The sequence below is a fragment of the Janthinobacterium sp. FW305-129 genome (genome assembly GCF_020858115.1).
GTDB lineage: Bacteria > Pseudomonadota > Gammaproteobacteria > Burkholderiales > Burkholderiaceae_D > Janthinobacterium.
This window is the reverse complement of sequence record NZ_JACYMM010000004.1, coordinates 445,199-469,431: the sequence shown is the minus strand read 5'-3', so window position 1 is coordinate 469,431 and position 24,233 is coordinate 445,199. Positions and strand designations below refer to the sequence as shown.

The 24,233-nt window shown below is 64.8% G+C and carries 28 protein-coding genes; 10 read left to right on the top strand and 18 right to left on the bottom strand.

Translation table 11 applies throughout. From position 1 onward, the window contains the following. Nucleotides 1–9 precede the first annotated feature (9 nt). The 5 genes from maiA to IGS61_RS11005 all read right to left on the bottom strand — a co-directional run bounded on the left by maiA (nt 10) and on the right by IGS61_RS11005 (nt 5,064). Complete coding sequence (gene maiA, locus IGS61_RS11025; protein ID WP_230539621.1) at nt 10–654, bottom strand: maleylacetoacetate isomerase; 645 nt, start codon at nt 652–654, stop codon at nt 10–12. Continuing rightward, a complete protein-coding gene (locus IGS61_RS11020) occupies nt 651–2,006 on the bottom strand; it encodes an MFS transporter (RefSeq protein ID WP_230539620.1) in 1,356 nt (451 codons plus the stop codon). The genes maiA and IGS61_RS11020 overlap by 4 nt, the downstream gene beginning before the upstream one ends. Nucleotides 2,007–2,072: 66 nt before the next feature. Then, nucleotides 2,073–2,780, bottom strand: a complete 708-nt coding sequence (locus IGS61_RS11015; RefSeq protein ID WP_230539619.1) for a fumarylacetoacetate hydrolase family protein — start codon at nt 2,778–2,780, stop codon at nt 2,073–2,075. A gap of 20 nt (nt 2,781–2,800) precedes the next feature. Then, nucleotides 2,801–3,853: a gentisate 1,2-dioxygenase gene (gene gtdA / locus IGS61_RS11010; RefSeq protein ID WP_230539618.1), complete on the bottom strand. Its 1,053-nt coding sequence runs from the start codon at nt 3,851–3,853 to the stop codon at nt 2,801–2,803. Then, a complete protein-coding gene (locus IGS61_RS11005; protein WP_230539617.1) occupies nt 3,850–5,064 on the bottom strand; it encodes a 3-hydroxybenzoate 6-monooxygenase in 1,215 nt (404 codons plus the stop codon). The genes gtdA and IGS61_RS11005 overlap by 4 nt, the downstream gene beginning before the upstream one ends. Before the next feature lie 149 nt (nt 5,065–5,213). Here IGS61_RS11005 and IGS61_RS11000 point away from each other — a divergent pair, with 149 nt between their 5' ends. Then, the gene (locus IGS61_RS11000) at nt 5,214–6,110 is read left to right on the top strand and encodes a LysR family transcriptional regulator (RefSeq protein ID WP_230539616.1); all 897 of its coding nucleotides are present in this window, start codon (nt 5,214–5,216) and stop codon (nt 6,108–6,110) included. Between the two features lie 6 nt (nt 6,111–6,116). Here IGS61_RS11000 and IGS61_RS10995 read toward each other — a convergent pair whose 3' ends face one another. After that, nucleotides 6,117–6,509 (bottom strand): winged helix-turn-helix transcriptional regulator, encoded by a 393-nt coding sequence (locus IGS61_RS10995; protein WP_230539646.1) that lies wholly within the window; start codon nt 6,507–6,509, stop codon nt 6,117–6,119. 162 nt (nt 6,510–6,671) lie between these two features. Between IGS61_RS10995 and IGS61_RS10990 the strand changes: the two genes are divergently transcribed. From IGS61_RS10990 to IGS61_RS10975, 4 genes are all read left to right on the top strand, one after another. Then, on the top strand, nt 6,672–7,244 hold the full coding sequence (locus tag IGS61_RS10990) for an FMN-dependent NADH-azoreductase (protein ID WP_230539615.1): 573 nt from the start codon (nt 6,672–6,674) through the stop codon (nt 7,242–7,244). Nucleotides 7,245–7,364: 120 nt separating this feature from the next. Beyond that, nucleotides 7,365–7,652: a putative quinol monooxygenase gene (locus tag IGS61_RS10985; RefSeq protein WP_230539614.1), complete on the top strand. Its 288-nt coding sequence runs from the start codon at nt 7,365–7,367 to the stop codon at nt 7,650–7,652. A 79-nt stretch (nt 7,653–7,731) separates the two neighbouring features. Next, the gene (locus IGS61_RS10980) at nt 7,732–8,304 is read left to right on the top strand and encodes a hypothetical protein (protein WP_230539613.1); all 573 of its coding nucleotides are present in this window, start codon (nt 7,732–7,734) and stop codon (nt 8,302–8,304) included. Then, nucleotides 8,304–9,035: a hypothetical protein gene (locus IGS61_RS10975; RefSeq protein ID WP_230539612.1), complete on the top strand. Its 732-nt coding sequence runs from the start codon at nt 8,304–8,306 to the stop codon at nt 9,033–9,035. The genes IGS61_RS10980 and IGS61_RS10975 overlap by 1 nt, the downstream gene beginning before the upstream one ends. A gap of 15 nt (nt 9,036–9,050) precedes the next feature. Here the strand turns inward: IGS61_RS10975 and IGS61_RS10970 are convergent, their stop codons facing one another. The 8 genes from IGS61_RS10970 to alkB all read right to left on the bottom strand — a co-directional run bounded on the left by IGS61_RS10970 (nt 9,051) and on the right by alkB (nt 15,493). Then, nucleotides 9,051–9,419 carry a helix-turn-helix domain-containing protein gene (locus tag IGS61_RS10970; RefSeq protein ID WP_230539645.1) on the bottom strand — a complete coding sequence of 123 codons (369 nt, stop codon included), beginning with the start codon at nt 9,417–9,419 and terminating at the stop codon, nt 9,051–9,053. A gap of 9 nt (nt 9,420–9,428) precedes the next feature. Then, nucleotides 9,429–9,728 carry a type II toxin-antitoxin system HigB family toxin gene (locus IGS61_RS10965; protein WP_230539611.1) on the bottom strand — a complete coding sequence of 100 codons (300 nt, stop codon included), beginning with the start codon at nt 9,726–9,728 and terminating at the stop codon, nt 9,429–9,431. Between the two features lie 74 nt (nt 9,729–9,802). Next, nucleotides 9,803–12,253, bottom strand: a complete 2,451-nt coding sequence (locus IGS61_RS10960) for a penicillin-binding protein 1A (protein WP_230539610.1) — start codon at nt 12,251–12,253, stop codon at nt 9,803–9,805. Between the two features lie 74 nt (nt 12,254–12,327). After that, on the bottom strand, nt 12,328–12,723 hold the full coding sequence (locus tag IGS61_RS10955) for a hypothetical protein (RefSeq protein ID WP_230539609.1): 396 nt from the start codon (nt 12,721–12,723) through the stop codon (nt 12,328–12,330). Next, complete coding sequence (gene blaOXA / locus IGS61_RS10950; protein ID WP_230539608.1) at nt 12,720–13,538, bottom strand: class D beta-lactamase; 819 nt, start codon at nt 13,536–13,538, stop codon at nt 12,720–12,722. The genes IGS61_RS10955 and blaOXA overlap by 4 nt, the downstream gene beginning before the upstream one ends. Before the next feature lie 87 nt (nt 13,539–13,625). Beyond that, the gene (locus tag IGS61_RS10945) at nt 13,626–13,793 is read right to left on the bottom strand and encodes a hypothetical protein (RefSeq protein WP_230539607.1); all 168 of its coding nucleotides are present in this window, start codon (nt 13,791–13,793) and stop codon (nt 13,626–13,628) included. A 24-nt stretch (nt 13,794–13,817) separates the two neighbouring features. Continuing rightward, on the bottom strand, nt 13,818–14,744 hold the full coding sequence (folE2, locus tag IGS61_RS10940) for a GTP cyclohydrolase FolE2 (protein ID WP_230539606.1): 927 nt from the start codon (nt 14,742–14,744) through the stop codon (nt 13,818–13,820). A gap of 86 nt (nt 14,745–14,830) precedes the next feature. Next, nucleotides 14,831–15,493: a DNA oxidative demethylase AlkB gene (alkB, locus tag IGS61_RS10935; RefSeq protein WP_230539605.1), complete on the bottom strand. Its 663-nt coding sequence runs from the start codon at nt 15,491–15,493 to the stop codon at nt 14,831–14,833. 83 nt (nt 15,494–15,576) lie between these two features. Here alkB and IGS61_RS10930 point away from each other — a divergent pair, with 83 nt between their 5' ends. Next, nucleotides 15,577–16,059 carry a heme-degrading domain-containing protein gene (locus IGS61_RS10930; RefSeq protein WP_230539604.1) on the top strand — a complete coding sequence of 161 codons (483 nt, stop codon included), beginning with the start codon at nt 15,577–15,579 and terminating at the stop codon, nt 16,057–16,059. 99 nt (nt 16,060–16,158) lie between these two features. Here IGS61_RS10930 and IGS61_RS10925 read toward each other — a convergent pair whose 3' ends face one another. Together IGS61_RS10925 and IGS61_RS10920 are read right to left on the bottom strand one after the other, a co-directional pair. After that, the gene (locus IGS61_RS10925; protein ID WP_230539603.1) at nt 16,159–16,926 is read right to left on the bottom strand and encodes an SDR family NAD(P)-dependent oxidoreductase; all 768 of its coding nucleotides are present in this window, start codon (nt 16,924–16,926) and stop codon (nt 16,159–16,161) included. Further along, nucleotides 16,901–17,629 (bottom strand): GntR family transcriptional regulator, encoded by a 729-nt coding sequence (locus IGS61_RS10920; RefSeq protein ID WP_230539602.1) that lies wholly within the window; start codon nt 17,627–17,629, stop codon nt 16,901–16,903. The genes IGS61_RS10925 and IGS61_RS10920 overlap by 26 nt, the downstream gene beginning before the upstream one ends. Nucleotides 17,630–17,764: 135 nt before the next feature. Here IGS61_RS10920 and IGS61_RS10915 point away from each other — a divergent pair, with 135 nt between their 5' ends. Beyond that, nucleotides 17,765–18,202, top strand: coding sequence for an acyl-CoA thioesterase (locus tag IGS61_RS10915; RefSeq protein WP_230539601.1), 438 nt, complete (start codon nt 17,765–17,767; stop codon nt 18,200–18,202). A 1-nt stretch (nt 18,203) separates the two neighbouring features. Here IGS61_RS10915 and IGS61_RS10910 read toward each other — a convergent pair whose 3' ends face one another. Next, nucleotides 18,204–18,887, bottom strand: a complete 684-nt coding sequence (locus IGS61_RS10910; protein ID WP_230539600.1) for a YoaK family protein — start codon at nt 18,885–18,887, stop codon at nt 18,204–18,206. Nucleotides 18,888–19,076: 189 nt separating this feature from the next. Here IGS61_RS10910 and IGS61_RS10905 point away from each other — a divergent pair, with 189 nt between their 5' ends. Continuing rightward, entirely contained in the window at nt 19,077–20,441 is a 1,365-nt protein-coding gene (locus IGS61_RS10905; RefSeq protein WP_230539599.1) for an amino acid permease, read from the top strand. An 82-nt stretch (nt 20,442–20,523) separates the two neighbouring features. On the opposite strand, the gene IGS61_RS10900 is transcribed toward IGS61_RS10905, so the two are convergent. Continuing rightward, nucleotides 20,524–22,149: a hypothetical protein gene (locus IGS61_RS10900; protein WP_230539598.1), complete on the bottom strand. Its 1,626-nt coding sequence runs from the start codon at nt 22,147–22,149 to the stop codon at nt 20,524–20,526. A gap of 260 nt (nt 22,150–22,409) precedes the next feature. On the opposite strand from IGS61_RS10900, the gene IGS61_RS10895 reads away from it, so the two are divergent. Next, on the top strand, nt 22,410–23,753 hold the full coding sequence (locus IGS61_RS10895) for a sensor domain-containing protein (protein ID WP_230539597.1): 1,344 nt from the start codon (nt 22,410–22,412) through the stop codon (nt 23,751–23,753). 49 nt (nt 23,754–23,802) lie between these two features. Continuing rightward, nucleotides 23,803–24,198 carry a hypothetical protein gene (locus IGS61_RS10890; RefSeq protein ID WP_230539596.1) on the top strand — a complete coding sequence of 132 codons (396 nt, stop codon included), beginning with the start codon at nt 23,803–23,805 and terminating at the stop codon, nt 24,196–24,198. The last annotated feature ends 35 nt before the right edge of the window (nt 24,199–24,233 follow it).

Genomic DNA, 24,233 nt, shown 5'->3' with positions numbered 1-24,233 from the left:
TATGGTTTGTTATTCGGCGTCTGGCTGCTTGTCCGGGTGCGCCTGCTGGAACGCCGGCAACGCCTCGCAGTGCGCGACGATGCCCAGGATCGTGGGATACGGCGTCAGGTCGCACTGGAAGCGCCGCGCGTTGTACACCTGCGGCACCAGGCAGCAATCGGCCAGGGTCGGCGTGTCGCCATGGCAGAAGCGGCCCGTGTGCGGGCTGTGCGCCAGCTCCGCTTCCAGCGCGGCCAGTCCCAGATGGGTCCAGTGCTGGTACCACGCGTTCTTCTGCTCCGGCGACAGGGCCAGGGGCCCCGTCAGGTAATTCAGGACGCGCAGGTTGTTGAGCGGATGGATGTCGCAGGCGCACACCATGGCCAGCTGGCGCACGCGGGCGCGGCCCAGGGCATCGGTGGGCAGCAGCTTTTGCCCCGCCTGCGTCTCGTCCAGGTATTCAATGATGGCCAGCGATTGCGTCAGCACGGCGCCGCCATCCTCCAGCACGGGCAGCAGGTGCTGCGGGTTCAGGCTGGAAAACGCTGGCGTGAACTGCTCGCCGCCATTGCGGCTCAGGTGCACATAGGCCGTGTCGGGGTGCAGCTGTTTCAGGTTCAGCGCGATGCGCACGCGGTAGGACGCGGAGCTGCGGTAATAGCCATGCAATTTCATATGGTGCTCTCTTTCAGGGGGGCGGGAACGGCGCCGGCCGCAGTCCGGGCGCGCATCAAACGTCCCATGGCCAGCAAGGCCAGGGACGCCAGCACGGCCGGAATGGCCAGCAAAAAGAAGATGGTTTCGTTATCGAGTTTCAGGGTCAGCATCAGGCCGCCGGCCATGGAACCGAGCACGGACCCGCTGCGGCCCACGGCAGCGGCCCAGCTGACGCCCGTGGCGCGGCTCGACGTGGGGTAAAACGCGGCGGCCAGCGCATTGGCGCCCACTTGCGAGCCGCTCACGCCAAAGCCGACGCCGAAGACGGCCAGCACCAGCAGGGCCAGGCTGCTGCCCGACAGGGCCACGACGACGATGCAGCCGGCGGCCGCCAGGTAGGCGATGCTCAGCACTTTATGCGGGCTATAGCGGTCCATCCAGCGGCCCAGCATGATGGCGCCGACCGTGCCGCCCACCTGGAACATCATCGTCACCAGCGAGGCATTCGACAGCGACAAGCCATTGCCATTCAGCAAAGTCGGCATCCAGCTCGACAGCAGATAGATGATCAATAAACTCATGAAAAACGTGGACCACAGCAGCAGGGTGCCGCCGATGACGCCGGGGCGGAACAGTTCGGCCATGGGCGAGCCGGCCAGCTTCTTGTCGCTGACCACCAAATGCGGCAAGGCGGCCACGGTGGGCGCGATGCGGCGCACGATGGTCTGGCTGCCGTCGGGGCCTTTCAGCACCAGCCAGCGCAAGGATTCGGGCAGCGCCAGCATCAGCACGGGCACCAGCAGCAGCGGCAAGGCGCCGCCCAATACCAGCACGCCGCGCCAGCCGATCAGGTGCAGCAGCTGCGCCGAAGCCAGGCCGCCCAGCGCCGAACCGATGGTAAAGCCGCAGAACATCATGGTGACCAGGCCGGAACGGCGCTGCTGCGGGCAGTATTCGGACGTCATGGTCACGGAAGTGGGCATGGCGCCGCCCAGGCCCAGCCCCGTCAAAAAGCGCAGCACCAGCAGCATCGTCAGATCCGTCGACCAGGCCGACAGCAGGCTGGCCGCGCCGAAAAACGCGACGGAGACGATCAGCACGGGGCGGCGGCCGTAGCGGTCCGCCAGGGGGCCGAACAAAAACGAGCCGGCCATCAGCCCAAACAGGCCCGCGCCGAACAGGGGCGCCAGCGCGGCGGGCGTCAAGCCCCATTCGGCGCGGATGGCGGGCGCGATGAAGCCGATCGAGGCCGTGTCGAAGCCGTCGATGGCGACGATGAGGAAGCATAGCCAGAGGATCAGCTTCTGGTAGCGGGAAAACGGGTGGCTGTCGAGGAAGTGCTGGACGTCGGTGCCGGCGTGGGTAGTCATGGTCTTGTCTCCGTTATTGTTGTTCGCTTGGGCTGCGCGGTCTGTGCCGCGCTGGCCCCGGTATGTTTACTGCACGGCGACCTTGATCGGCGTCAAACCGTCTATGCGCGCCTCCATGGTCTGGCCGGCGGTGACGGCGCCCACGCCTTCTGGCGTGCCCGTCATGATGATGTCGCCCGGCTGCAGCTCGAACAGGGTCGACAGGTTGGCGATGACTTCATTGACGGACCAGATCAGGTGCGCCAGGTCGCTCGTCTGCACGATTTTTCCGTCGACTTCCAGCACGATGGCGCCCGTGGTGATCTCGCCGGACGCCGCAATCGGCGTGAGCGCGCCGATGGGCGCCGAGTAATCGAAGGCCTTGCCGATTTCCCAGGGGCGGCCCTGCTCGCGCATGCGCATCTGCAGGTCGCGCCGCGTCATGTCCAGGCCCACGCCATAGCCGAAGATGTGCGAAGCCGCGTCTTCCAGGGCGATATTGCTGCCGCCCTTGCCGATGGCGACCACCAGCTCGATCTCATGGTGGTAATTCGACGTCTGCGCCGGATACGGCACCGTGGCCGTTACGCCGGGGAAGACGGGGACGACGGACTTGTCGTCATTCGGCTTGCAAAAGAAGAATGGCGGTTCGCGGTCGGGGTCAAAACCCATTTCGCGCGCATGGGCGGCGTAGTTGCGGCCCACGCAGTAGATGCGGCGCAAGGGGAACTGGCTGTCGCTGCCGACGATGGGCAGGCCGGCGATGGCTTGGGGGGCGAAGATGAAGTTGGTCATGGTGAAGTCCTGTGAAAAAATCAATCGGTCAAAAACTGCTCGCGCAGCACGCCCATCGCTTGCTGCACGGGGCGGTCGGAAAAACTGAACAGCACGACGTCTTCCTGCGGGCAGTCGAAGGAGACAAGAGCCCACGACGGCACGACGAAGGTGTCGCGCGGGGCGAAATCAAACACCTGCCCGCCTATCGTCACCGTGCCTTGCCCCTCGACGACGCTGTAGACGGTGCCGTCCGTGCTGCGCGCCCGCTTGCCCTTGAAACCTTTGGGCAGCAGCTGCATGAAGGTGGCCATGGTCGGCATGGGCGAGCCGCCCGTCAGCGGATTCGTGTAGCGCAGCTTGTAGCCGTGCCAGTCGTCGATGGCGTCCGTGCGCGACAGCAGCGCCAGCGCTTCGCGCGAGCGGGCATACGGGTAATTGAAGATGGGCGAGGTGGCGCCCGCGTGCAGGGGTTTTACGGGCGCCATGTTGTAGCCGTAGCGGGCGAAGCTCTGGCCTTCCGGACGGCTGACCGTCTGGCTGTCCTGCGTATCGTTTTCCGCGAAACCGGAATCGAAATAGCGCAGCATGGGAATATCGAGGCCATCGAGCCAGACGACAGGCTCGCAGACGCCATCGATACCCACATTGCCATGGTCATGCCAGGTCCACGACGGCGTGATGATGAAGTCGCCCGGGCGCATGGTGGTGCGCTCGCCCGCCACCGTCGTGTAGGCGCCCTGCCCGCTCACGACGAAACGCAGCGCGGACTGGCTGTGGCGGTGCGACGGCGCCACTTCGCCGGGCAGAATCAGCTGCAGGCCCGCGTACAGCGATTGCGTGATCGACGAGCGGCCCGGCAAGGCGGGGTTTTCCAGCACGAGAACCCTGCGCACGGCTTCGTGGGCCGTGATCACTTCGCCGGCGCGCGCCAGCTGCGGCGCGATATCGGCATAGCGCCACAGGGCCGCCGCATACGGCGCCGTCGGCTGCGGCGGCACCAGCGTGTGCAAGGATTGCCACAGGGGCGACAGATGCATGCCGCTCAGGGCCTCATATAAAGCCTCGCGTTCAGGCGTTTGGTGGGAAGTCATGCTGCCTCCTTCTCGGTGGTGGCCAGGCAGGTTTGCGCCGTCCAGCCATACAGCCAGGCCAGCGCTTCATAGAATTGCGCCGGCGTGCGGCCGCGCCACAAGTCGTTGCGCACCAGGCGTTCGACGCCTTTGGCGTGGTACAAACGGCCCATTTCGCGCGCCGACAGCACCACGCGCGCCGTGCGGGCGATGCGCGAGGTTTGATACAGCGCAAAGGCGGCGGCCATGTCGAAGTCGCAGGCGCGCACGGCTTCGCCCAGGGTCACGGCATCTTCCAGCGCCATGCAGGCGCCCTGCGCCAGGTATTGCAGCATCGGGTGGGCCGAATCGCCCAGCAAGGTCATGCGCCTGGTGCTCCAGTTGGCGACGGGGTCGCGGTCGGCCGTGCTCCAGCGTTTCCAACTGGTCGGCTTGTGCAGCAGCTGGCGCGGCTGCGCATGGATGCCGTCGAAGTAGGACAGCACTTCTTCCTTGCTGCCGTCCGTGACGCTCCACGCTTCCTGCTCGCGGCTGTGGAAAGTCACCACCAGGTTGTATTGCTCGCCATTGCGCAGCGGGTAGTGCACGAGGTGGCAGTTCGGCCCGGCCCAGACGACGGGCGCGTTCCAGCGCAGGTCGGCCGGCATGTCGGCGGCCGGCACGACGGCGCGGTACACCACGTGGCCGGAAACGCGCACCTGGTCGCCCACGATGCGCTCGCGGATGACGGATTTGACGCCATCGCAGCCGATCAGCACATCGGCGCGGAAGCTGCGCCCCGCCGCGTCCGTGACGGTGACGCCGTCGGCGTCTTCCGCCACGTCCGTCACCTGCGACGATGTGACAAACGTGATCAGGGGCGAGGTGCGCACCGCGTCGAGGATGGCGCCGTGGATGTCGGCCCGGTGGATGACGGCGTAGGGATTGCTGAAGCGTGCGCGGAAGGCCGCGTCGACGACAAAGGTGCCTACCTCGGTCGCGTCGACGGCGTCCATCATCACCAGGCGTTCCGTAAAGACCGCCTTGGCGCGCGTGCGCTCGCCCACGCCCAGCGCGTCGAGCGCGGCGAAGGCGTTGGGCGCCAGCTGGATGCCGGCGCCGATCTCGCCCAGAGTCGATGCCTGTTCCAGCACGGTGACGGCCAGCCCCAGGCGCGACAGGGACAGGGCGGCGGCCATGCCGCCGATGCCGCCGCCGACGATCAGCACGGACGGCTTGTGGTTAGTTTCCATTTCTCTCCTCCAATTGATCTGTGTGCTTGCGCGCAGCACGTTTGCTGTGCTCTTGGTATGACAAGCAGTGTGCCGACAGGTCAATATTTGGTAAAGCGATGGAATACAATAGCAACAATCACGTTTTTAAATAATGGTGGAATCCTCTTATGTCGCGCTTCGATATCGAACTGCTGTTCATCTTTGACGAGATCTATAAAAGCCGCAACGTGACGCGCGCGGCGGAAAACCTGGGCTTGCCCCAGTCGACCGTGAGCATCGGCCTGGGGAAATTACGCACGCATTTCGGCGACCGCCTGTTCGCGCGCACCTCGAAAGGCATGGAGCCGACGCCGCGCGCGCAAAACGCCGTGCAGGATGTGCGCGCGGCAATTGCCGCCTGGCAGCATGCGCTGGCCGACCAGCCCGTGTTCGACCCGGCCGCCAGCACGCGCGAATTTGCCATCTGCATGACGGACATCAGCGAAATCGTGCTGCTGCCCACCCTGCTCAACCACCTGCAGCAGACGGGACCCGGCATCACGCTGGACGTGTCGAAGATCGCCACCGACACGCCGGCACGGCTGGAAGGCGGCGAAGTGGACCTGGCCGTGGGCTTCATGCCGCACCTGGAATCGGGGTTCTATCAGCAGAAACTGTTCGACCAGCATTTCGTCTGCCTGGTGGCCAGCGGCCACCCGCGCATCCGCGACACGATTACTGTGGAAGCGTTCCTGGCGGAGGGGCATATCGAGGTGAAAAGCTCGGGCACGGGCCACTCCATCGTGGAAAAAGTGCTGGCGGCGGCCGGCGTGCAGCGGCGCATCGTGCTGAAACTGCCAAGCTTCCTGGGCGTATCGCGCATCGTCGCCGAAACTGAATACATCGTGACCGTACCGTACCGCTACGCGCTGCAGATGCAGGACCACGAAGCGTTCCGCATCCTGCCCCTGCCCGTGCAGCTGCCCAGCTTTTCAGTCAAGCAGCACTGGCACGAGCGCTACCACCAGGATGCGTCGAACCGCTGGCTGCGCCAGACCATGGCGCAGCTGTTCGGATCGGCGTGAGTTTGCTTAATTGCCTGGCGGCGGAGTCTCAGCCCTGGCATCGAACGCCAGCCGCGCCGCATCGATGGCGTCGCGGTGGCCGTAGGCCCAGGCACCCAGCGCGCTGATGGGGATCAACAGCGAGCGGCCCAGGTCCGTCAAGGCGTAATCGACGCGCGGCGGCACGGTGGGAAACACGGTGCGCGTGACGAGACCGTCGCGCTCGAGGCCGCGCAGGGTCAAAGTCAGCATGCGCTGCGAGATGCCGCCGATCAGGCGGCGCATCTCGTTGAAGCGCTTGGTGCCATTGCCCAGCAACATCACCACCATCACGCTCCATTTGTCGCCCACGCGGGTCAGGATGTCCGTGATCGGGCGGCACGAGTCCGCCACACCCGCATGGCCGCCATGGTCGCGCATGCGCTTTTCCAGCTCGGCCCCGCGCGCGGCCACCTCGCCCATAGTCACATCCGTGTGCCCCAGTGTGGAAAAAGTGCCTTCTTGTGCGTTCATTTGATAGTCACTATATTTAACCCGGTTACAAAAACATACCACCCGATCATACCACCCAAGAAGGCAACCATGAACATCCTGCACATCGATTCCAGCGTCCTTGGCGAACATTCCGTCAGCCGCCAGCTGACCGCCGCCATCACCGCCCGCCTGCAAACGGCCGCGCCCGGCGCCACCGTCCACTACCGCGACCTGGCCGCCCAGCCCTTGCCGCAATTTACGGCCGCCCCCGGCGCCGCCGAGGGAGAAATCCTTGCCGCCGCGCTGGAACAAGTGCTGGCCGCCGATGTCATCGTCATCGGCGCGCCCATGTACAACTTCGCCATCCCCAGCCAGCTCAAATCGTGGCTCGATGCGCTGGCCGTGCCCGGCAAGACGTTTCAGTACGGCGCCAATGGCCCCGAAGGCTTGCTGGGAGCCAAGCGCGTGATCATCGCCTCGACGCGCGGCGGCTACTACGGCGCCGACACACCGATGGCCGCCCTGGAACACCAGGAAAGCCATCTGCGCGCCTTCCTCGGCTTCCTCGGCATCCAGCAGATCGAGATCGTGCGCGCCGAAGGCGTCAAGGTCAGCGACGCCGCCAGGGCGCAGGCCATGACGGCGGCCTTCGAGCAGATCGGCGCGCTGCAGGCGGCGTAGCTTCAGCTTGATTATCTGGCTGCGGCGGAAACTGTTTCGGCGCAGCCAGGCTGGGCATGGCGGGCAAGAATGGGGAAACTGCGCTAAGCTGCATCGCCCCCCCACTCTACAAGGACCAGCATGACCCTGATCATCGTCGCCACCATCGATGCCCAAGCCCAACATATCGACGCCGTGCGCGCCGCCCTGGAAGCCGTCGTGCCGCCGAGCCGCGCGGAAAGCGCCTGCCTGCGCTACGAGTTGCACCTCGACAACAAGATTCCCACGCGCTTCATCATGCTGGAAGAATGGATGGACAAGGCAGGCCACACGGCGCATGAAGCGACGCCCCACTTCAAGACCCTGGTCGCCGCCGTGGGCGACAAGGTAACAAAGATCGACATCGCGGAACTGAGCAAGCTCAAGTAACAAGCGGCGCGCTGCGCAAGCGCGCGGCCATCTTGGCAAGTTGCCATCTATAATGTGGCAACTTTTCTTTATGGCCATCATGACGACACTTTCCGCGATACGCGGCGCCGCAGCGGCAGCCGCCTTGACACTCTGCGCCGGCGCCTTCGCCCAAGCGCCCCTTCCCCTGACCAAGCTGGTGGGCGAATACAATCTGCTCTCGTCGAAGACCGTACCGCCCAGCAACTGGGGCTATTCCAAGGGACGCATCTCGGTCAGGCAACTCGATGAGCGGCATCTGCTGATCGTCCTGTCCTGCGAGTGGAAACGCGAGCCGAAGGCCGTCTGCGGCGACTATTTCTATGCCCAGCAGCGCGACGATGGGCTGTACCTGCAGGACATGAACACGTTTGCCATGCGCCTGTACTTCGATCCCGCCACGCGCAAGCTCACCATCATTTCGCGCGGCGCCGACGCCAAGCAAAGCGTGCGGCACGAAGTGTTCGGCACGACGACCGAACCGCTGGTCGATACCGCCCTCGTGCGGCGCATGAAGCGCGAGCAATCGAATGCCGACAGCAAGGAAAACCGGCGCGTGTTCGGGCCCTACGCCAAGTGGCAGTATCAGGAAAACCGCATCGAATTCCAGCGCCAGGACTTGACGGCACCGTGATGGCGTGCCTGATCCTGCCCATGCGGCGCCAGCTGCTGCGCCTGGCCGGCGCCCTGCTGTGCTCGCCCGTGCTGGCGCGCGCGGCCGACAACGGCCTGCCACGCGCCGTGCGCCAGCGCATCGTGGCCACCCTCGACGCACCGCTGCCCACCGTGCTCAATGTGCAGCATCTGGCGCTGATACGGCGTTTCAATATCGGCTGGTCGCCTGTGGAAAATGGCGCACCCATGCTCAATCCGGCTTACCCGCTGGGCAAGGGAGATACCCTGAAACTGGCCATGCAAGCGATCGCCAGCCAGGATGCGGCGCTGGCCGCGCAACGGCTGATGGAAGCGGCGCTGCTGCTGCCCCATTTCGTGCACATGGCCGACCTGAAACCGGGCAGCTATGCCAACGGCAAGGCGCCGTTCACCCTGACTGCGCGGCATCTGACGCTGCTACGGCAGCAATCGTGGATGCCGCTGGACATGCTGGGCATGGAGGCGGAAGACTATTTGGCCGAAGGCTATTGGCCCACGCCGTCCGTCGACGGCAAGCGCCCGTATGGCGACTTCACGAATTACCCAGTGGAAATGGCGCAAGCGCTGGGCCTGCCCGTGCGCCAGCAGGCGAACGGCAACCTGGCCATCACACCCACGTTGCGCACGGAACTGGAAGCGCTGCACCAGCAGACCATGCCGGCGCTGCAGGTGTTCGTGCGGGAAGCGGGGTTGCGGCGCAATACGGTGTAAAGGCAGGCCGGGCAACTATGCCTGGGCTGCCGCAGGCCGTATCAGTACCTCGGCCGGAATGCCCAGTTCCTCATGCAGGCGGCGGATCATCGGCAAGGTCAGCTGGCGCGTACCATTGAGAATTTCGTAAACGCGGTTCAAGCGCCCTATCATCGGCTCAAGATCCTTCGGCGACAGCGACTTCTGCTCCATGCTGAATTTGATGGCGTCGACTGGGTCAGGAAATTCCATGACAAAGTGGCGCGTCTCATAGGCATCCACGAGCGTGGCGAGCACATCCAGACGGTCACCTTCGGGGGTGCCGAGCCGGGCCGACATCAAGGACTCGACTTCCAGCAACGCGGCGCGGTAATCATCTTCCGTACGGATAGGTTTGATGTGCATCATCTTGCATTAAACAGTCTGTGCGTTGATGGCGTCATATTGCCGGTGCGTGCCGACAAATTTGATGTACAAGATGCCATATGAATAGTTGATCGATGCAACGAGCCGGTATTTATTACCGCCAATATTGAACACCACCCGCCCCTCTTTCAATATGCCTGCCGTGGCAAAGTCCGACTTCAGCGCTGCGGGGCCGGACCACGACGCCCTGAGCACATGACCATACCACGACAACAGCGGTCCCTTCGAATCCGCGTACGTGACCTGCTCATAGAAAGCAATCAGCGTTGGCTTGGCCAGGATACGCATGGATTGATTTTAGTCCCATTTTGGGACTAACGTCAATCAGGCAGCGCTGCTAACTCGCGAATCAACTCCTCCCGTCAGCCTTGAGGCACCGGCTGCGGCATAGGAGCAGGCGCGGGCACCGGTTCCGGCACCGCCTTGCCATGCGCTTCCTGCCCGCCCTCTTCGGCCGGCACGGCCAGCGGCGCCGGCGGCGCGCCTTCCTGCAGCAAGTCGCCCGGCTCTTCCACCGGTTCGTCCTGCGGTTCCTCGACGGGTTCCACATGGCGCAGCGGCGGTGGTGGCTTGCCGCCGGGGAAGATGGCGTCGCGCGACAGCTTGCCCGTGTCGAGCGCCGTCTTGAAGAAGTCGCCCACCACCAGCACGGCGTTGTGGCCGCCCTGGCCCCAGTAATTGCTGCGCATGGTGACGCGTGCGTCGTTGAAACCCACCCAGGCGCCGCCGACGAGTTCCGGGTGCATCAAAATAAACCAGCCGTCCGCATTGTTTTGCGTGGTGCCGCTCTTGCCGGCCACGTCGGACCGGATGCCGAAGCGGCTGCGGATGGCCGTGCCCGTGCCGCGGTCGATCACGCCGCGCATCATGTCCGTCAGGGTGGCGGCCGATTCGGCCTGCATGGCGCGCTTGGGCTTGTCTTCGCCGAAGCGGGCGATGACCTTGCCTTCGCGGTCCGTGATGTGCGTGACGACGAACGGCAGACGGGCTTCGCCCTGGGCCGCGATGCTGGCGTAGGCGTTGACCATTTCCAGCAAGGTGACGGGGCTGGTGCCCAGCGCCAGCGACGGCACTTTTTCCAGCTTGCTGTCGCGGATACCGAGCGCGCGCGCCAGCTTGATGATCGGCGGCAAGCCCACGTCCTGCATCACTTGCGCCGTGATCGTGTTTTTCGAGTAGACGAGACCGTCGCGCATGGTCATGTCGCGGCCCGTCGTGCCGCTCATGTCCGTCGGGCGCCATTTGGTGCCGTCGGCCGCCTTGATATCCATGACTTCATCGCGGTAGACGTGGTCGGGGCTGAGGCCCTTTTCCAGCGCCGCGCCATACACGATGGGCTTGAAGGTGGAACCGGGCTGGCGCGCCGCCTGCGAGACGTGATCGAATTGTTCGCGCGCAAAGTCGCGGCTGCCCACCCAGGCGCGCACGGCGCCCGTGGCCGGGTCCATGGCCGCAAAGCCCGCTTCCAGCCGCGTCTTCGACTTGCGCAGGGCCGCCATGAAGGCGCGGTCGCCCTTCAGCTGGGCCAGCGCCGCTTCCGGCGTGCCGCCGGCCGCCGTCAGCTTGCGGTAGTCGGCGGACTCGCGCACGAAGGCGTCGAGCAGGGCCGGATGCGATTTCCAGAAATAATCGAAGGCCACGCTGCCAGCCTGCATGCCCGCGTACATGCCCGTCGAGGTCGATGACGGCACGCCCGCGCGGCTCCACTCCACGTCGGCAATCGCCTGCAAGGCATTCGCCTGGCGCTCGACGGCGCGCTCGGCCGCCTGCTGCAAATCGTAGTCGAGCGTGGTGTGCACCACCAGGGCGTCGAGTTCCAGGTTGTAGTCGTTTTCGTCGGCCCAGTCGATCAGCCACTTGCGCACATACGCCGTGAAATGGCTGTCCGACTGCGCCCGCTCGCTCTGGCGCTCGAAATGCAGGCGCAGCGGACGCTTGATCAGCTGCTTGTAGCGCGCCTCGTCGATGACCTCATGTTTGCGCATTTGCCCCAGCACCACATTGCGCCGCTGCAAGGAACGTTCGGGATTGCCGACGGGATTGTAGTAATTCGTGCCCTTGAGCATGCCGACCAGGGTGGCGCTTTCCAGGATATCGAGCCGCGCGGCGGGCTTGTCGAAGTAGGTGCGGGCCGCCATTTCGATGCCGTAGGTGTTGTACAGGAAGGGAACCGTGTTCAGGTAGGCTTCGAGGATTTCCGTCTTGCTGTAGGTCGCTTCGATCTTCAGGGCCGTGATGAGTTCCTTCAGCTTGCGGTTCAGGTTGCGCGAGCGGCCGATTTCCTCGAGGAACATATTGCGCGCCAGCTGCTGCGTGATGGTGGAGCCGCCCTGCGGGTTGCCCCCTGCCGTATGCAGGATGGCGCCCGCCGTGCGCGTGAAATCGACGCCGTGGTGCTGGTAGAAACGGTGGTCTTCCGTCGCAATCAGGGCGCTGATCACGTTCGGTGAAATCTGCTGCAGCGTAACGCGCTCCTGCAAGCCCTGGTCGAAACGCGCCAGTTCCTTGCCGTCCGCGCTGACCATGGTGCTGGGCGCGGCCGCGCGCGCCTGGCGCAAGTCGTGGATGCTCGGCGTCAGGGGGATCAGCAACAGCATGTACAGGATCACCAGCGCCAGCAGGGCCAGGAACGACCACAAGGCCAGCACCAGCGCGCGCCGCACGGGTGGCAAGGTCATCAAGTGCGCATGGCCGCGCCGGTACAGCGCCACCGCCTTGACCCATGCCACTCCCGCCACGCGCACCGCCTGCGCGCGCGCCCGCATGAACGCTTGCCGTGCTTTTTCCTGAAACTGCTCCATGCCTGATGCCATGCTTATAACCTTGTCTGATGCCGGATGATCCGTTTCAGCAAGTATATAGGGCGGGCAACAAAGCGGGCCGGAATTTACGCCAAGCAAGCATCCAGGCGCGCCAGCGTGACGCCCACATACGCGCCCACGCAGCGTTCGTCGCGCGTATGGAAAGCGTCTTCGACCTGCAGCAGGCCGCAGTCGCAGACGACGGGGTCGACCTGGGTGACGACGCCGAGCGCCAGGTAGCGCCAGCCATCTAGGCGCAGCAGGCGCTTTTCCCGGCCGGGATTGGCGTCGAAGATGGCGTCCCAATCGTCGATTTCGCTGGCCATGGGCCACAGTTCGGCCTGGAATTGCGTGCCGGCGGCCATCTGGGCACCGCCGAACTCGTCCATCACGTGCAGGCGCTGGCCGTCCACCTCGATGACGGCTTCCAGGTAGTCGCCCTCGGTCGCGATGAAGGTGGCGGCGACGATGCTGGCCGTCACTTCTGCGCCTGCTCCAGCAGGGCCGGCAATTCCTTCAGCATGGCCTCGCGCGTGCGCAATCCGGCCGATTGTGCCCCCTTTTGCTCGTCCTGCACCAGGCGCGCGAAGACGATGCTGCGCTCGCCCTTGCTGGCCCAGCCCACGAACCAGCCGTAGCCGTGCGCTTCGTCGAAGCTGCCGTCGGCCTTGCGCGGGAAGGCCGCGCCCGTCTTGCCATGCACTTGCCAGCCGTCCACATCGGCCAGACGCGTCAGGCGCCGCGTCTGTTCCATCGCCTGTTTACTGACTGGCAACTGATCGTTGACCAGCTTGCGCAAGAAGCCCAGCTGTTCCAGCGGAGATATCTTCAGCGAAGAGCTGATCCACGAGCGTTCCAGACTATTGTCCTTGCCCGGGTCGCCCGATACATCCGCATTGCCATAGCGCAAAGCCTTGGCGTATTTCTGGAAGCGCTCGGCGCCCAGCGCCTGTGTGATCTGCTGCGAATACCAGACCACCGAGTACTGCATCCAGCGCGACGGGTCGGTATCCTGGCGCCACGCTTCGCCGCCCCAGTCCACATAGCCCTGGCGAAATGGCAAGCTGGGCTTGTGCTCGTCCTTGAGGAAACCGGCGTCATAGCCCATCAGGCTGAGCGCGATCTTGAACGTGGAGGCGGGGGTGACACGATCGAGGCAATTACCCTCTTGCAACAAGACGGCGCCCGTTCTGGCGTCGGCCATGGCGGTGCAGATGGTGGCGGACTGGGCATGCGAGGCTGCCAGGACGGCGCCTGTCAGGCCGAGGATGAACTGGAATAATGCGCGATATTTCATGGGCCTCCGGGGTTGGGGGAGAATGACAAAGCGAAATTGTACCGGGCAGCGCGGCGCGATGCCAGCGATGATAACGTCGCCTTGACTCTAGCGCCCTGCCGGCGCGCCCGGCTGGCGCTCCCGCTTCAAATGTTCTTCTTCCAGCTCGTCCACGCCCAGCTTTTCCTCGTCGATCAGCGCATGGTCGCGCCGTTCGCGCTCCAGCTCCGCTTCCAGGCTGTCATCGTTGACTTCCCGCTCGATTTTCTGCGGCATGCTGTCCTCCTCCACGGTGGTTGACTAATATTCTCCGGCAAGCTTGCCCGCCTGCGCCATGGCATCGTGCGGATGCAGGCTTTCCATATGCCGTACGGTAACACGCGCCTGCGCATAATGCGGCGCCAGCGCCGCCTGCACGCGGCGGGCAGCATCTTCCACATACATCAGGTTAGCACCATTCAAGCGCGCGAACGCCTGTTCGTCGGCCCGTTTCACGGCCGTCTGCAGGGGTGTCGCCAGCGCCGCTTCCACCAGGTCGATCAGGGGAAACAGGTCCAGCTCGGCCTGCTGCGTCAATGGCACCGTGACCGTCGCCGTGCTGCGCTGGCTGTGCGGCGTGGCCAGGCTCGCGTGTTCGCGCAGCCAGGCGCCGGCGGCGGCGCCATCGATGGCGCCCCCACCGAACTGCGCCGCGAAGGCGTCGGCCAGCAATTGCCGTGCCAGCGCCGCCGAACAGGGGCAGGTCGAGGAATAACCGACCTCCACCGTCAGGGACAGGGCAAAGCCCTGCGGAGAAACACTGGCTTGCAGGCGCACGGGATACGATTTCCAGCCCGACAGCCCCGCCGTCAGCAGCGCCGGCTGGCGCCGCAGCACGGGAAACGCCAGCGCCAGGCGCGCCTGCGTGCTGCCGCAATCGGCATGGCTGTCGACCATGCGCCGCAACACGGCGGCCAGCGCGCCCGCATCGAGCGGCTGCGCGGCGGCAAACGCATCGAGCAGCAGATACAAACGCGACATGTGGATGCCCTTCACTTGCGGATCGGGTAAGTCGACTTGTACGTCGGCCCAGGCATGCACTTGCTGCGCCTGCCCGCCCTCTTCCAGCCACAGCGGCAAGGCGATGCCCTGCATGCCGACCCATTCCAGTGGCAAGGGGTGGCCCAGGTGGGGGCCGGCCGCCACGTCGGGCAGGGACGTGGAAAGGGAATCGCGCTTCATGGTCATGGCTCCATATGCAAACAAGTTGCATATCATGGAGAAAAAGCGCCGTATTTGCAAGTACCTTGCATTAATGAGGCATTAACGACAGATCAGCCGGCCTTGCGAAACGTCAGATTGATGCGCTGCGCGCCCAGCACCGCGTGCTCGCCCTCTTTCAGGGGCGCCACGCCGTGGAAGCGCAGGCGGTCGGCGCCGCCCCACACCACCACGTCGCCATGCAGCAGGGGGATGCGGGCAGCCTTGTCGGCCCGCTGCGCCCCGCCGAACAAAAAGGTGGCAGGTAGACCGAGCGAGACGGAAACGATGGGCGCCGTGAAATCGCATTCGTCGCGGTCCTGGTGCAGGGCCATGCGCGCACCGGGCGCATAGCGGTTGACCAGGCAGGCGTCGGGGACAAAGCCCGCATAGCCGGCCGCCAGCGCCGCCTCCTGCGCCAGGCGCAGGAACACGGGCGGCATCGGCGGCCAAGGCAAACCGCTGGCAGGATCGAGGCGCGCATAGCGGTAGCCGCGTCCATCCGTGACCCAGCCCAGGGCGCCGCAATTGCTCATGGCAACGGACATGCGCAAGCCGCCCGGCGTGGCCATGTGGCGCAGGGGCGCCGCCAGCACGATGGCATCCAGCGCCGGCAGCAGTTCGGGCAGATACGGCAGCGCAAAAGCGCGCAGCAGCACCGACGCGGACGAACCCGGCACCAGCGGCGCGGGGCCGGCCGGGGCCTGGTCTTCATCGGCAAACAGGGACAGGGTCATGCCGCCTATTTTAGCCGCATTACCCAAAAAGCCCCCATGGTGCGCTACAGTAGCGCTTCCAGCCACTACCACCCGCCCCCACGATGGATCATTACGCCGATTTGCTGCACACCCTGGCGCAGCAGGAAGAATCCCTGCAATTCGAACGCTTCGACAACGACGCCGCGCTGGCCGTGGGCCTGTGGATCGTCGAGGAAGTGCGCAAGCGGGGCAAGGCCGTCACCGTGAATATCACGCGCAACGGCCAGGTCCTGTTCCACCACGCCATGACGGGCGCCACGGCGGACCAGGCGGACTGGATACGCCGCAAGAACAACACGGTGCAGCGCTTTTGCCGCAGCTCCTACTATATGGGCATCTCGTATAAAAGCCGCGGCAGCACCTTCGAAGACGTGAAATACCTCGATGACGTCGAGTATGCGGGCCACGGCGGCGCGTTTCCCCTGCTGATACGCGGCGTGGGACTGGTCGGCACGGTCACCGTGTCCGGCCTGGCGCAGGCGGACGACCACGCGCTGGTGGTGGCCGCCCTGCAGGCGCAATTGGACGCGCAGCTGAATAAATAGCCAGGCGGCCAGCACCCGGCGCAAGGCGGCGCATGCTCACGGCGTCGCAGCCAGTGCTGCGGCAACGGGGCGCCAGCGACCCGAACACCATGATTTTCCTCAAATGCGCTGGCCGCCGTCGATGGGAATCTCGGCGCCCGTGATGTACGAGGCGCGCTCGCTGCATAAAAACTCCACCAGATCCGCCACTTCGGCCGTCGTGCCCAGGCGGCGCAGGGGGATTTGCGTGTCGACGATGTGCGAAGTACCGGGCGACAGGATCGCCGTGTCGATCTCGCCCGGCGCAATCGCATTCACGCGCACGTTCAACGGCGCCATGTCGTTGGCCATCTCGCGCGTCAGCGACGCCAGCGCCGCCTTCGAGCTGGCGTAGGCGGAACCGGCAAACGGGTGCACGCGGTAGCCGGCGATCGAGCACAGGTTTACGACGGAGCCGTGCGCGTTCGACAATTCCTGCGCAAAACCGCGCGTCAGGGCCAGCGGCGCAAAAAAATTCGTGTTGTACATTTCCTGCCAGGTCTGCATGTCGGTGGTCAGCGAATTGACGCGCGAGCCGCCCGGCCCCTTCGGCGACACGCCCGCGTTGTTCACCAGCGCGTGCAATTTGGCGTCGCCCAGCATGGGGCGCAGGGTGTCGACCATCTGCCCGATCTGGCTCAGGTCCGACAAATCCATGCACACATGCGTGTTGTGCTCCTGGCTGCGCGGGCAGCCGCCCGGTATCGGGCTGCGCGAGACGGTGATCACGCGCCAGCCCAGGCTGCGGAAGCGCTCCGCCACAGCATGGCCGATGCCGCGGCTGGCACCCGTGACGATGGCGGTTTTCTGTTCAACGTTCTGTTCAATCTTGTGCTTGATCTGCGTCATGTTCTTCCTTGTCCTGTTCTGTTGCGCTGGCGTGCATGCGCTCCTGGCGCATCACATACGCCAGCATCTGCGTGCCGCCGTCGAGGATGTCCTGTTCGATGGCGCGCCGCGCGGCCGCGCCGTCGCGCTGGCGCAGCGCGACTATGATGGCGTGGTGGTGGCCGACGCGCATATCGGGCGAAAAACTGGCATAGCCGGCGGCGATCAGGGGCGCCGTCTGCATCCACAGGTGGTCGACGAAGCGTTTTAACATCGGCATGCCGGCCGCCTGCGCCAGGCCCAGGTGAAACGCCTGGTTGCATTGCAGGGCCGCCGCCAGGTCGTGCCGCGCAATCGCCTCTTCATTGGCCTGCAGCAGGCGTTCCAGGTCGGCCAGGGTGGCGGCGTCGATGCGCTGCGCCGCCTCGAACGCGCCCAGCCCTTCCAGTTCCAGGCGCAGCGCGCGGATTTCCAGGTAGCGCGCCACGCTGAGCACGGGCACGCGGAAGTCGCGCGGCGAGCGCAGCACCAGCGCCTCTTCCTGCACCAGTTGCAGCATGGCGTCGCGCACGGGCGTCACGCTGGTGCCCAGCTGCAGCGCCAGCTCGCGGATGCGCAGGCGGTCGTTCGGCCGGAAACGTCCGGCCGCCAGCGCCTCGCGCAGCATCGCGTACACGGACTTGCCCAGGTTGACGTGCTGCAGAGTGTCCAATTGCTGATTCATGCGTGTTTTTGATCTTTTGAAATTATGATGCATCATACATCAAGATAAAAAACACTGTTTCATACCGTGCGCGGCACCAGCGCAAACGGCCGCGAGCACGTACAATCGGCCGCCACCGTCTCGAAAGGAGCGCACTTGAACTGGGATTATCCGCACGCCCATACCCTGCCCGTCACGCCGGAACCGGGCGACATCGACGGCTTGCAGCATACGAACAACGCCGTCTACGTGCGCTGGTGCGAGCACATCGCCTGGCACCACTCGGCCGCGCTGGGGCTGGACCTCGACGATTACCGGCGCCTGGACCGGGCCATGGCGATCCGACGCGGCGAGTACGACTACCTGCTGCCGACGCGGGCCGGCGAAGCGCTGACCCTGGCCACCTGGCTGTGCGCCAGCGATGGCCGCTCCAGCATGGAACGGCGCTTCCAGCTGGTGCGCGACAGCGACGGCGCCACCGTCGTGCGCGGACGCTGGGACTTGATCTGCATCGAATTGAGCAGCGGCCGCGCGCGCCGCCTGCCGCCCGAGTTCCTGGCCGCGTACGTACCGGCCATCGTCGCGACGGCCTGAGCTAGGCAGGCAGGCGCGCCGGTTCCAGCGCGATCAGCACCAGCAGGATGGCCAGCGGCACGGCCAGCGCGGCAAAGCCCACGGCCAGGTAGGCAAAGGCGGCCAGGATGGCGCCCACGGCAAAGCCCAGCAGGGGCCAGAAGAATTTCACGCAGCGTTCGCGCGTGGCGCCGTCGGCCGCGCCGCGCAGCACGTCGACCGTGTCGATGACGATTTGCGTGACGTTGCCCGTCATCATGGACGTGGGCGCCAAATGGGCCAGCAGCAGCCGGCTGATGGCGCTGTGCGCGCCCATGGCCCCCGCGCCGAACAGGCCGGCCGTCATGGCCAGCGCGCCCGGCTCGGGCCCCAGCGGTTCGGCCAGCACGCCAGACACCATGAAACCGAGCAGCAGCGCCAGCTCCAGCAGCAACGCCAGGCGCAGCGCCGGGCCGCCGCGGCGCTCGGCCGCCACCGTCAACAGCCGCGCCGCCGCCACGCCCAGTATGAACGCGGGAAACGCCAGCAGCTTGAGGGCGATCGAGGCATGCGTGGCATTGGCCAGCGCCGCGCCGATCAGCACGAAGTTGCCCGTCACGTGGGCCGTGAACAGGCCAAACAGGGCGACAAAGCCCAGGGTATCGACATAGCCGGCCAAAAAGCCCAGGCTGATGCCCTGCAAACGGCTGCGCTGCGCAAGATTCATACACACTCCTTGAAATTGGCCATCATGATACCGTGCCGCCATCGCGGGCGGCGGCGGATTTGCACGCCGTTCGGCGAAGATGCGGGGCTTTTCTTGCGCCTCCGCAGTGCAACATGCATTTCGCTCCTGCTTTGCCCGTGCATGCTTTAGAATCAGCGACCTCAGCCCCGTAAAAACAGGATAAAACATATGACGGCAGTCGGGAATACCGAACCACAAGAGCTCAAGCGCGGCCTGAAAAGCCGCCACATCCAGCTCATCGCCCTGGGCGGCGCCATCGGCACCGGCCTGTTTCTGGGCATCGCGCAAACCATCAAGATGGCCGGCCCCTCGGTCCTGCTCGGCTATGGCATTGCCGGCGTCATCGCCTTTTTGATCATGCGCCAGCTGGGCGAGATGGTCGTCGACGAGCCCGTCGCCGGCTCCTTCAGCTATTTTGCCGACAAATACTGCGGCCACCTGCCCGGCTTTTTGTCGGGCTGGAATTACTGGGTGCTGTATGTGCTCGTCAGCATGGCCGAACTGACGGCCGTCGGCATCTACGTGCAGTACTGGTGGCCGGGCGTGCCCACCTGGGTCTCGGCGCTGGTCTTCTTTTGCGTGATTAACGCCATCAGTTTGCTGAATGTCAAAGCGTTTGGTGAAATGGAATTCTGGTTCGCCATCATCAAGGTGGTCGCCATCATCGGCATGATCGTCTTCGGCGCCTACCTGCTCGCTTCCGGCGACGCGGGGCCGCAGGCCTCGGTTGCCAACCTGTGGCAGCATGGCGGCTTCTTCCCGAATGGCTGGCAGGGGCTGGTGATGGCCATGGCCGTCATCATGTTCTCGTTCGGCGGCCTGGAACTGGTGGGCATCACGGCAGCCGAAGCGGATGACCCGAGCACGACGATACCGCGCGCCACCAACCAGGCCATCTACCGCATCCTGATCTTTTACATCGGCGCGCTGGGCATTTTATTGTCGCTGTACCCGTGGCAAAACGTCGTCACCGGCGGCAGCCCTTTTGTCCTGATCTTCCATGCGCTCGACAGCAACCTGGTGGCCACGGCCCTGAACGTGGTGGTGCTGACGGCGGCACTGTCCGTCTACAACAGCGGCGTGTACTGCAACACGCGCATGCTGTTCGGTCTGGCCAGGCAGGGCAACGCGCCGCGCGCGCTGTTGCACCTGAACCGCCGCGGCGTGCCGCTCGTCGCCCTGGGCGTATCGGCCCTGGCGACGGGCGCCTGCGTGGTGGTCAATTACTTCATGCCGGGCGAAGCGTTCGAAGTGCTGATGGGCCTGGTGGTCTCGGCGCTGATCATCAACTGGGCCATGATCAGCTGGATCCATTTGCGCTTCCGCGCGCAAAAGAAGGCCGAGGGCAAGACGACACTGTTCCGTAGCCTGGGCTATCCGTTCACCAACTACCTGTGCCTGGTCTTCCTGGCCGGCATCCTGGTGATCATGTACCTGACGCCGGGCCTGCGCATCTCCGTCTACCTGATTCCCGTGTGGCTGGCGGCGCTGGGCGTCGGCTACTGGATCAAGCAAAGCAAGGCCAAGGCATAGACTGTTTGCACCAGATCAAGCAACAAGCAAACAAAAAGCCCGTCTTCGCAGACGGGCTTTTTGCATTGGGCGCTGTCCCTCTCTAAGCGGCGGCGGCCTCGCCCTCTTCCGGCAACACGTCGGCTTGCCACAGGCTGATGGTCTGGCCCGGATACGATTGCAGCAGCACATCTTCACTCAGCGTCTGCAGCAACTGCTGGCGCTGCTCCGCCTTCTTCTCCGGCGTCATGCCCAGCTCGCCCGTCTTGTACGGCCCCAGATCGGCGACGAGGTCGCGCATCAGCGAATGGCTGGTCGGCGTGGTGACGTCCGATTCCACCTTGGCCAGCACATACTTCATGATGTGCGTCGACTGGCTGGCTTCCTGCTGCAGGCTGGCCTTGACCAGTTTGCCATCCTTGTAAGCCATTTGCGCATCGCTGCTGGCCGTATCCTCGATCTGATGATACGTGTAGTTTTGCGACTCCACCTTGTCGGTCAGCCGCAGGGGCAAGCCCGGCACCAGCGACTGATGGAAACTGGCGCTCAGCTTCGATTGCTGCTGCTGGCGCAGCGAGCGGTCATCCTGGCTGGTGCCGCTCACGCTGGTCTTTTGCGACAGCTCATAATGGAAGCCATCCCTTTCCGATGCACGCATGGGATTGCTGAACTTCACCGTTTGCGAAACGGACGCGCTGAAGTCGGACAAGCCCGTCAGCATGGCCCGGTCTTCGGCGGCCAGCCGCCACTTGCTGTCTTCCGGCAGGCCGGCATTGGCTGGCGGCACGGGCGCATTGCTGTGCAAGGCCGTCAACGTATCCTTGAACATGGCCATCAGCCCGGCATCGCCATGGCCGCGCGAGGCTGCCTGGTCGATCTGCTTGGTATAGTTGCCAAGGGCTTTCGCCTGCCGCTCCTTGCTGCCCAGCGCGTGCAGCTGGCTGGCGTCGACTTTCACGTCCAGCGAGCCGGCCACGCCCGCGAAGCTGACCTTGCGTTGCGTGCTGTCGGCCTGGAAATCCAGGGTTTGCGTGCTTTTCTGCTCGCCACGCACCAGCACTTCCGCGTGCAGGTTCACCGATGTCAGCACTTCCTGGTCGAACTGCATCAAACCGGCCAGCCTGACCTTGGGCGTGCCCTGCGCCATGCCGTCGATGGCTTCCTGGAACGCTTCGGACAGGTCGCCCAGGGCCTTCACCTCTGCGTCACTGAGTTCGCCGCTGGTGGTCATGCGCACGGCCAGGCCGTCATCCTGGCTGTCGAGAGACAGCTTGACCTCGACGCCGCTTTTGGTGGTGATGCTGAGGCTGACCTTGTCTTCGCCATTGCCGTGCAGGCTGGCCGGCGCAATGCCGGCAGCCTCGGCGTAGGGGCCCGGTTGCGTGCGCGGCGGCGGCTGCAGCAGCGCTTGCGAAATATTGCGCACGCCGCCCTTGAGCTGGTCCAGCATGGCCGCCCCCAGGCCTCCGAAGCGCCCGCCATACGAATAGTACGGCGCAAAATTCTTCGTCATCAGCTCGCTGACGGCGTCGTGCGACGGGCTTTCCCACACTTTCGGCGACGGCAACAGGTAAGAGATGGCGGGCTGCTCCCCGCCCTCCGCACCAAAGGCAACGATGGTCGACGGCGTGGACGCCGGCACGGCTGGCGCGTCCGCCCGGCTTGCCGCGGCGCCTTGCACACGGGACGGGGTCGGATTCCAGCTCGGGATCGGGGAGACGGAAGTCATGGTGATGTGGCCTTGTAAAACGAAAACAGATACATGGATAAAATATTGCCCATTTTAATTTTCTGGCAATCCTGCCTGTGCCCGCAATCCTGCACCGCCACGTATCGAAGGTGTTGGCAAGCGATTGCATGGCAATACTGTTTTAACGGCAAGAAATCGCAAAGCATGAGCGTCGGGGAAATGAAACATTTTCATGCCAGCAGCCCCGCCTACCCCCAACAAGTTCAATCCCTGCCGGGAATGTCTATTAAAATGCCATTATGGAACACAAGATTTTGCGCGCGCCGCTGGCCAGCTTTACCGACTTACTGCTCGACGCCGTGTGCATGGTCGACGTGGATGGCCGCTTTGTCTTCGTCAGCGCGGCGTGCGAACGCATCTTCGGCTACACGCAGCAGGAAATGATCGGCAAGCTCATGCTTGACATGGTCGCCCCCGCCGACCGCGCGCGCACTGTGGCGGCCGCGCGGGCCATCATGGACGGCCATGCCCAGACGCACTTTGAAAACCGCTACCTGCGCAAGGATGGCAGCCTGGCGCACATCATGTGGTCGGCGCGCTGGTCCGCGGCCGACCAGCTGCGCGTGGCGGTGGCGCGCGACATCACCTTGCTGAAACAGGCGCAGGCAAAGCAGGCGGCGCTGTACGCCATTTCCGAAGCCATGCAGGCGACGCAGGACTTGCCCGCCCTGCTGCACCGCATCCAGCACATCATCGGCGAACACTTGCCGACACGCAGCCTGACCTTGCTGCTGCATGACGAACAGGGCGCGCAGCCCCCCATGACCTGCCATGCCGACGACAGCGCCCTCCAGTCCACGTCGTCGCTGGCCAGCCTGCTGTGCGAAGAGGTTCTGCGCAGCGGCCGCCCCCTGCTGCTGCAGGCGGGACAGCTGGCCGGTTTGCCGCTGGCGCTGCAAACGGCAGCCTGCGCCCTGTCCTCGTGCTGGCTGGCCGTGCCGCTGTACTCGTCCATCGGGAGCATCGGCGTGCTGGCCTTGCAAGGCGCCCCGGATGCCGTTATCGGCACGGAACAAGACCAGGATTTGCTGCAATTTGTCGCCAAGCAACTAGCCACCGCCATCGAACGCCGGCAATTGCAGACGCAAATGCAGTTCATGGCCATGCATGACGAGCTGACCCGCTTGCCGAACCGCCGCCTGTTCCACGACCGCCTGCACACGGCCTTCGCGCGCGCGCACCGCCAGGAAGGCCGGCTGTCGCTGCTGTTCCTTGACCTCGACAACTTCAAGCGCGTCAACGACGACCACGGCCATGCCTGTGGCGACCTGCTGCTGCAAACGGTGGCGAGCCGCCTGCGCGATTGCATGCGAGAAACAGATACCCTGGCCAGGATGGGCGGCGATGAATTCGTTGTGCTTCTGGAAAGCAATGCCACGCCGGCGGACGTCAGCCTGATCGAGCAAAAAATCCACGCGGCGCTGGCCGTACCGCTGCACCTGGGCAACGGGCACCAGTTGCATATCGCCGTCAGCATCGGCGTCGCCCACTATCCGGAAGACGGCGACAGCATGCAGCTGCTGCTGCGCCATGCGGACAGGGCCATGTACGCCTCGAAAGTGCTGGCCGCCGCCTCGCGCTAGCGGACGCCTGCTCCTGGAAGAAATTGCCCCTATGCTATACTTTCAGGCGATGCTCAGATTCTTCAAAACATGGCTGATCCTGCTGTTGATCACGGCGGTGCCGCTGCAAGCGGCCGTTGCGGGTTCCATGCGGCTGTGCGCACCGCTCGCCCCGGTGCATGCATCGCCTGCCGCCGCGATGGCAACAACTTGCCCGCATCACGCTGCACGGTCATCGGCCGTCGCGGACAGCGCCGGCACGCCGGAAGACAACAAGACCCCTGCCAAACACCCCGCCTGCGGCGCCTGCGCCAGCTTTTGCCTGGGCGCGCTGATGCCGCCTTGCCTCGCCCCTCCCGCCGCCGCCCTGAATGGCGCGGAACATGCCGCCATCGCCGCTACCGCCTTGCTGACAGGATTCATTCCCGACGGCCCGCGCCGGCCCCCGCGGCCGCTTTCCGCATAAATTCCAAGCTCGTCCCAAGCAGGCCACCCGTGTGG

Excerpts from the sequence above, each read along its gene's own strand:
- maiA (WP_230539621.1), bottom strand. The coding sequence starts at position 654 with ATGAAATTGCATGGCTATTACCGCAGCTCCGCGTCCTACCGCGTGCGC.
- IGS61_RS11020 (WP_230539620.1), bottom strand. The coding sequence starts at position 2,006 with ATGACTACCCACGCCGGCACCGACGTCCAGCACTTCCTCGACAGCCAC.
- IGS61_RS11015 (WP_230539619.1), bottom strand. The coding sequence starts at position 2,780 with ATGACCAACTTCATCTTCGCCCCCCAAGCCATCGCCGGCCTGCCCATC.
- gtdA (WP_230539618.1), bottom strand. The coding sequence starts at position 3,853 with ATGACTTCCCACCAAACGCCTGAACGCGAGGCTTTATATGAGGCCCTG.
- IGS61_RS11005 (WP_230539617.1), bottom strand. The coding sequence starts at position 5,064 with ATGGAAACTAACCACAAGCCGTCCGTGCTGATCGTCGGCGGCGGCATC.
- IGS61_RS11000 (WP_230539616.1), top strand. The coding sequence starts at position 5,214 with ATGTCGCGCTTCGATATCGAACTGCTGTTCATCTTTGACGAGATCTAT.
- IGS61_RS10995 (WP_230539646.1), bottom strand. The coding sequence starts at position 6,509 with ATGCGCGACCATGGCGGCCATGCGGGTGTGGCGGACTCGTGCCGCCCG.
- IGS61_RS10990 (WP_230539615.1), top strand. The coding sequence starts at position 6,672 with ATGAACATCCTGCACATCGATTCCAGCGTCCTTGGCGAACATTCCGTC.
- IGS61_RS10985 (WP_230539614.1), top strand. The coding sequence starts at position 7,365 with ATGACCCTGATCATCGTCGCCACCATCGATGCCCAAGCCCAACATATC.
- IGS61_RS10980 (WP_230539613.1), top strand. The coding sequence starts at position 7,732 with ATGACGACACTTTCCGCGATACGCGGCGCCGCAGCGGCAGCCGCCTTG.
- IGS61_RS10975 (WP_230539612.1), top strand. The coding sequence starts at position 8,304 with ATGGCGTGCCTGATCCTGCCCATGCGGCGCCAGCTGCTGCGCCTGGCC.
- IGS61_RS10970 (WP_230539645.1), bottom strand. The coding sequence starts at position 9,419 with ATGCACATCAAACCTATCCGTACGGAAGATGATTACCGCGCCGCGTTG.
- IGS61_RS10965 (WP_230539611.1), bottom strand. The coding sequence starts at position 9,728 with ATGCGTATCCTGGCCAAGCCAACGCTGATTGCTTTCTATGAGCAGGTC.
- IGS61_RS10960 (WP_230539610.1), bottom strand. The coding sequence starts at position 12,253 with ATGGCATCAGGCATGGAGCAGTTTCAGGAAAAAGCACGGCAAGCGTTC.
- blaOXA (WP_230539608.1), bottom strand. The coding sequence starts at position 13,538 with ATGAAATATCGCGCATTATTCCAGTTCATCCTCGGCCTGACAGGCGCC.
- IGS61_RS10945 (WP_230539607.1), bottom strand. The coding sequence starts at position 13,793 with ATGCCGCAGAAAATCGAGCGGGAAGTCAACGATGACAGCCTGGAAGCG.
- folE2 (WP_230539606.1), bottom strand. The coding sequence starts at position 14,744 with ATGACCATGAAGCGCGATTCCCTTTCCACGTCCCTGCCCGACGTGGCG.
- alkB (WP_230539605.1), bottom strand. The coding sequence starts at position 15,493 with ATGACCCTGTCCCTGTTTGCCGATGAAGACCAGGCCCCGGCCGGCCCC.
- IGS61_RS10930 (WP_230539604.1), top strand. The coding sequence starts at position 15,577 with ATGGATCATTACGCCGATTTGCTGCACACCCTGGCGCAGCAGGAAGAA.
- IGS61_RS10925 (WP_230539603.1), bottom strand. The coding sequence starts at position 16,926 with ATGACGCAGATCAAGCACAAGATTGAACAGAACGTTGAACAGAAAACC.
- IGS61_RS10920 (WP_230539602.1), bottom strand. The coding sequence starts at position 17,629 with ATGAATCAGCAATTGGACACTCTGCAGCACGTCAACCTGGGCAAGTCC.
- IGS61_RS10910 (WP_230539600.1), bottom strand. The coding sequence starts at position 18,887 with ATGAATCTTGCGCAGCGCAGCCGTTTGCAGGGCATCAGCCTGGGCTTT.
- IGS61_RS10905 (WP_230539599.1), top strand. The coding sequence starts at position 19,077 with ATGACGGCAGTCGGGAATACCGAACCACAAGAGCTCAAGCGCGGCCTG.
- IGS61_RS10900 (WP_230539598.1), bottom strand. The coding sequence starts at position 22,149 with ATGACTTCCGTCTCCCCGATCCCGAGCTGGAATCCGACCCCGTCCCGT.
- IGS61_RS10895 (WP_230539597.1), top strand. The coding sequence starts at position 22,410 with ATGGAACACAAGATTTTGCGCGCGCCGCTGGCCAGCTTTACCGACTTA.
- IGS61_RS10890 (WP_230539596.1), top strand. The coding sequence starts at position 23,803 with ATGCTCAGATTCTTCAAAACATGGCTGATCCTGCTGTTGATCACGGCG.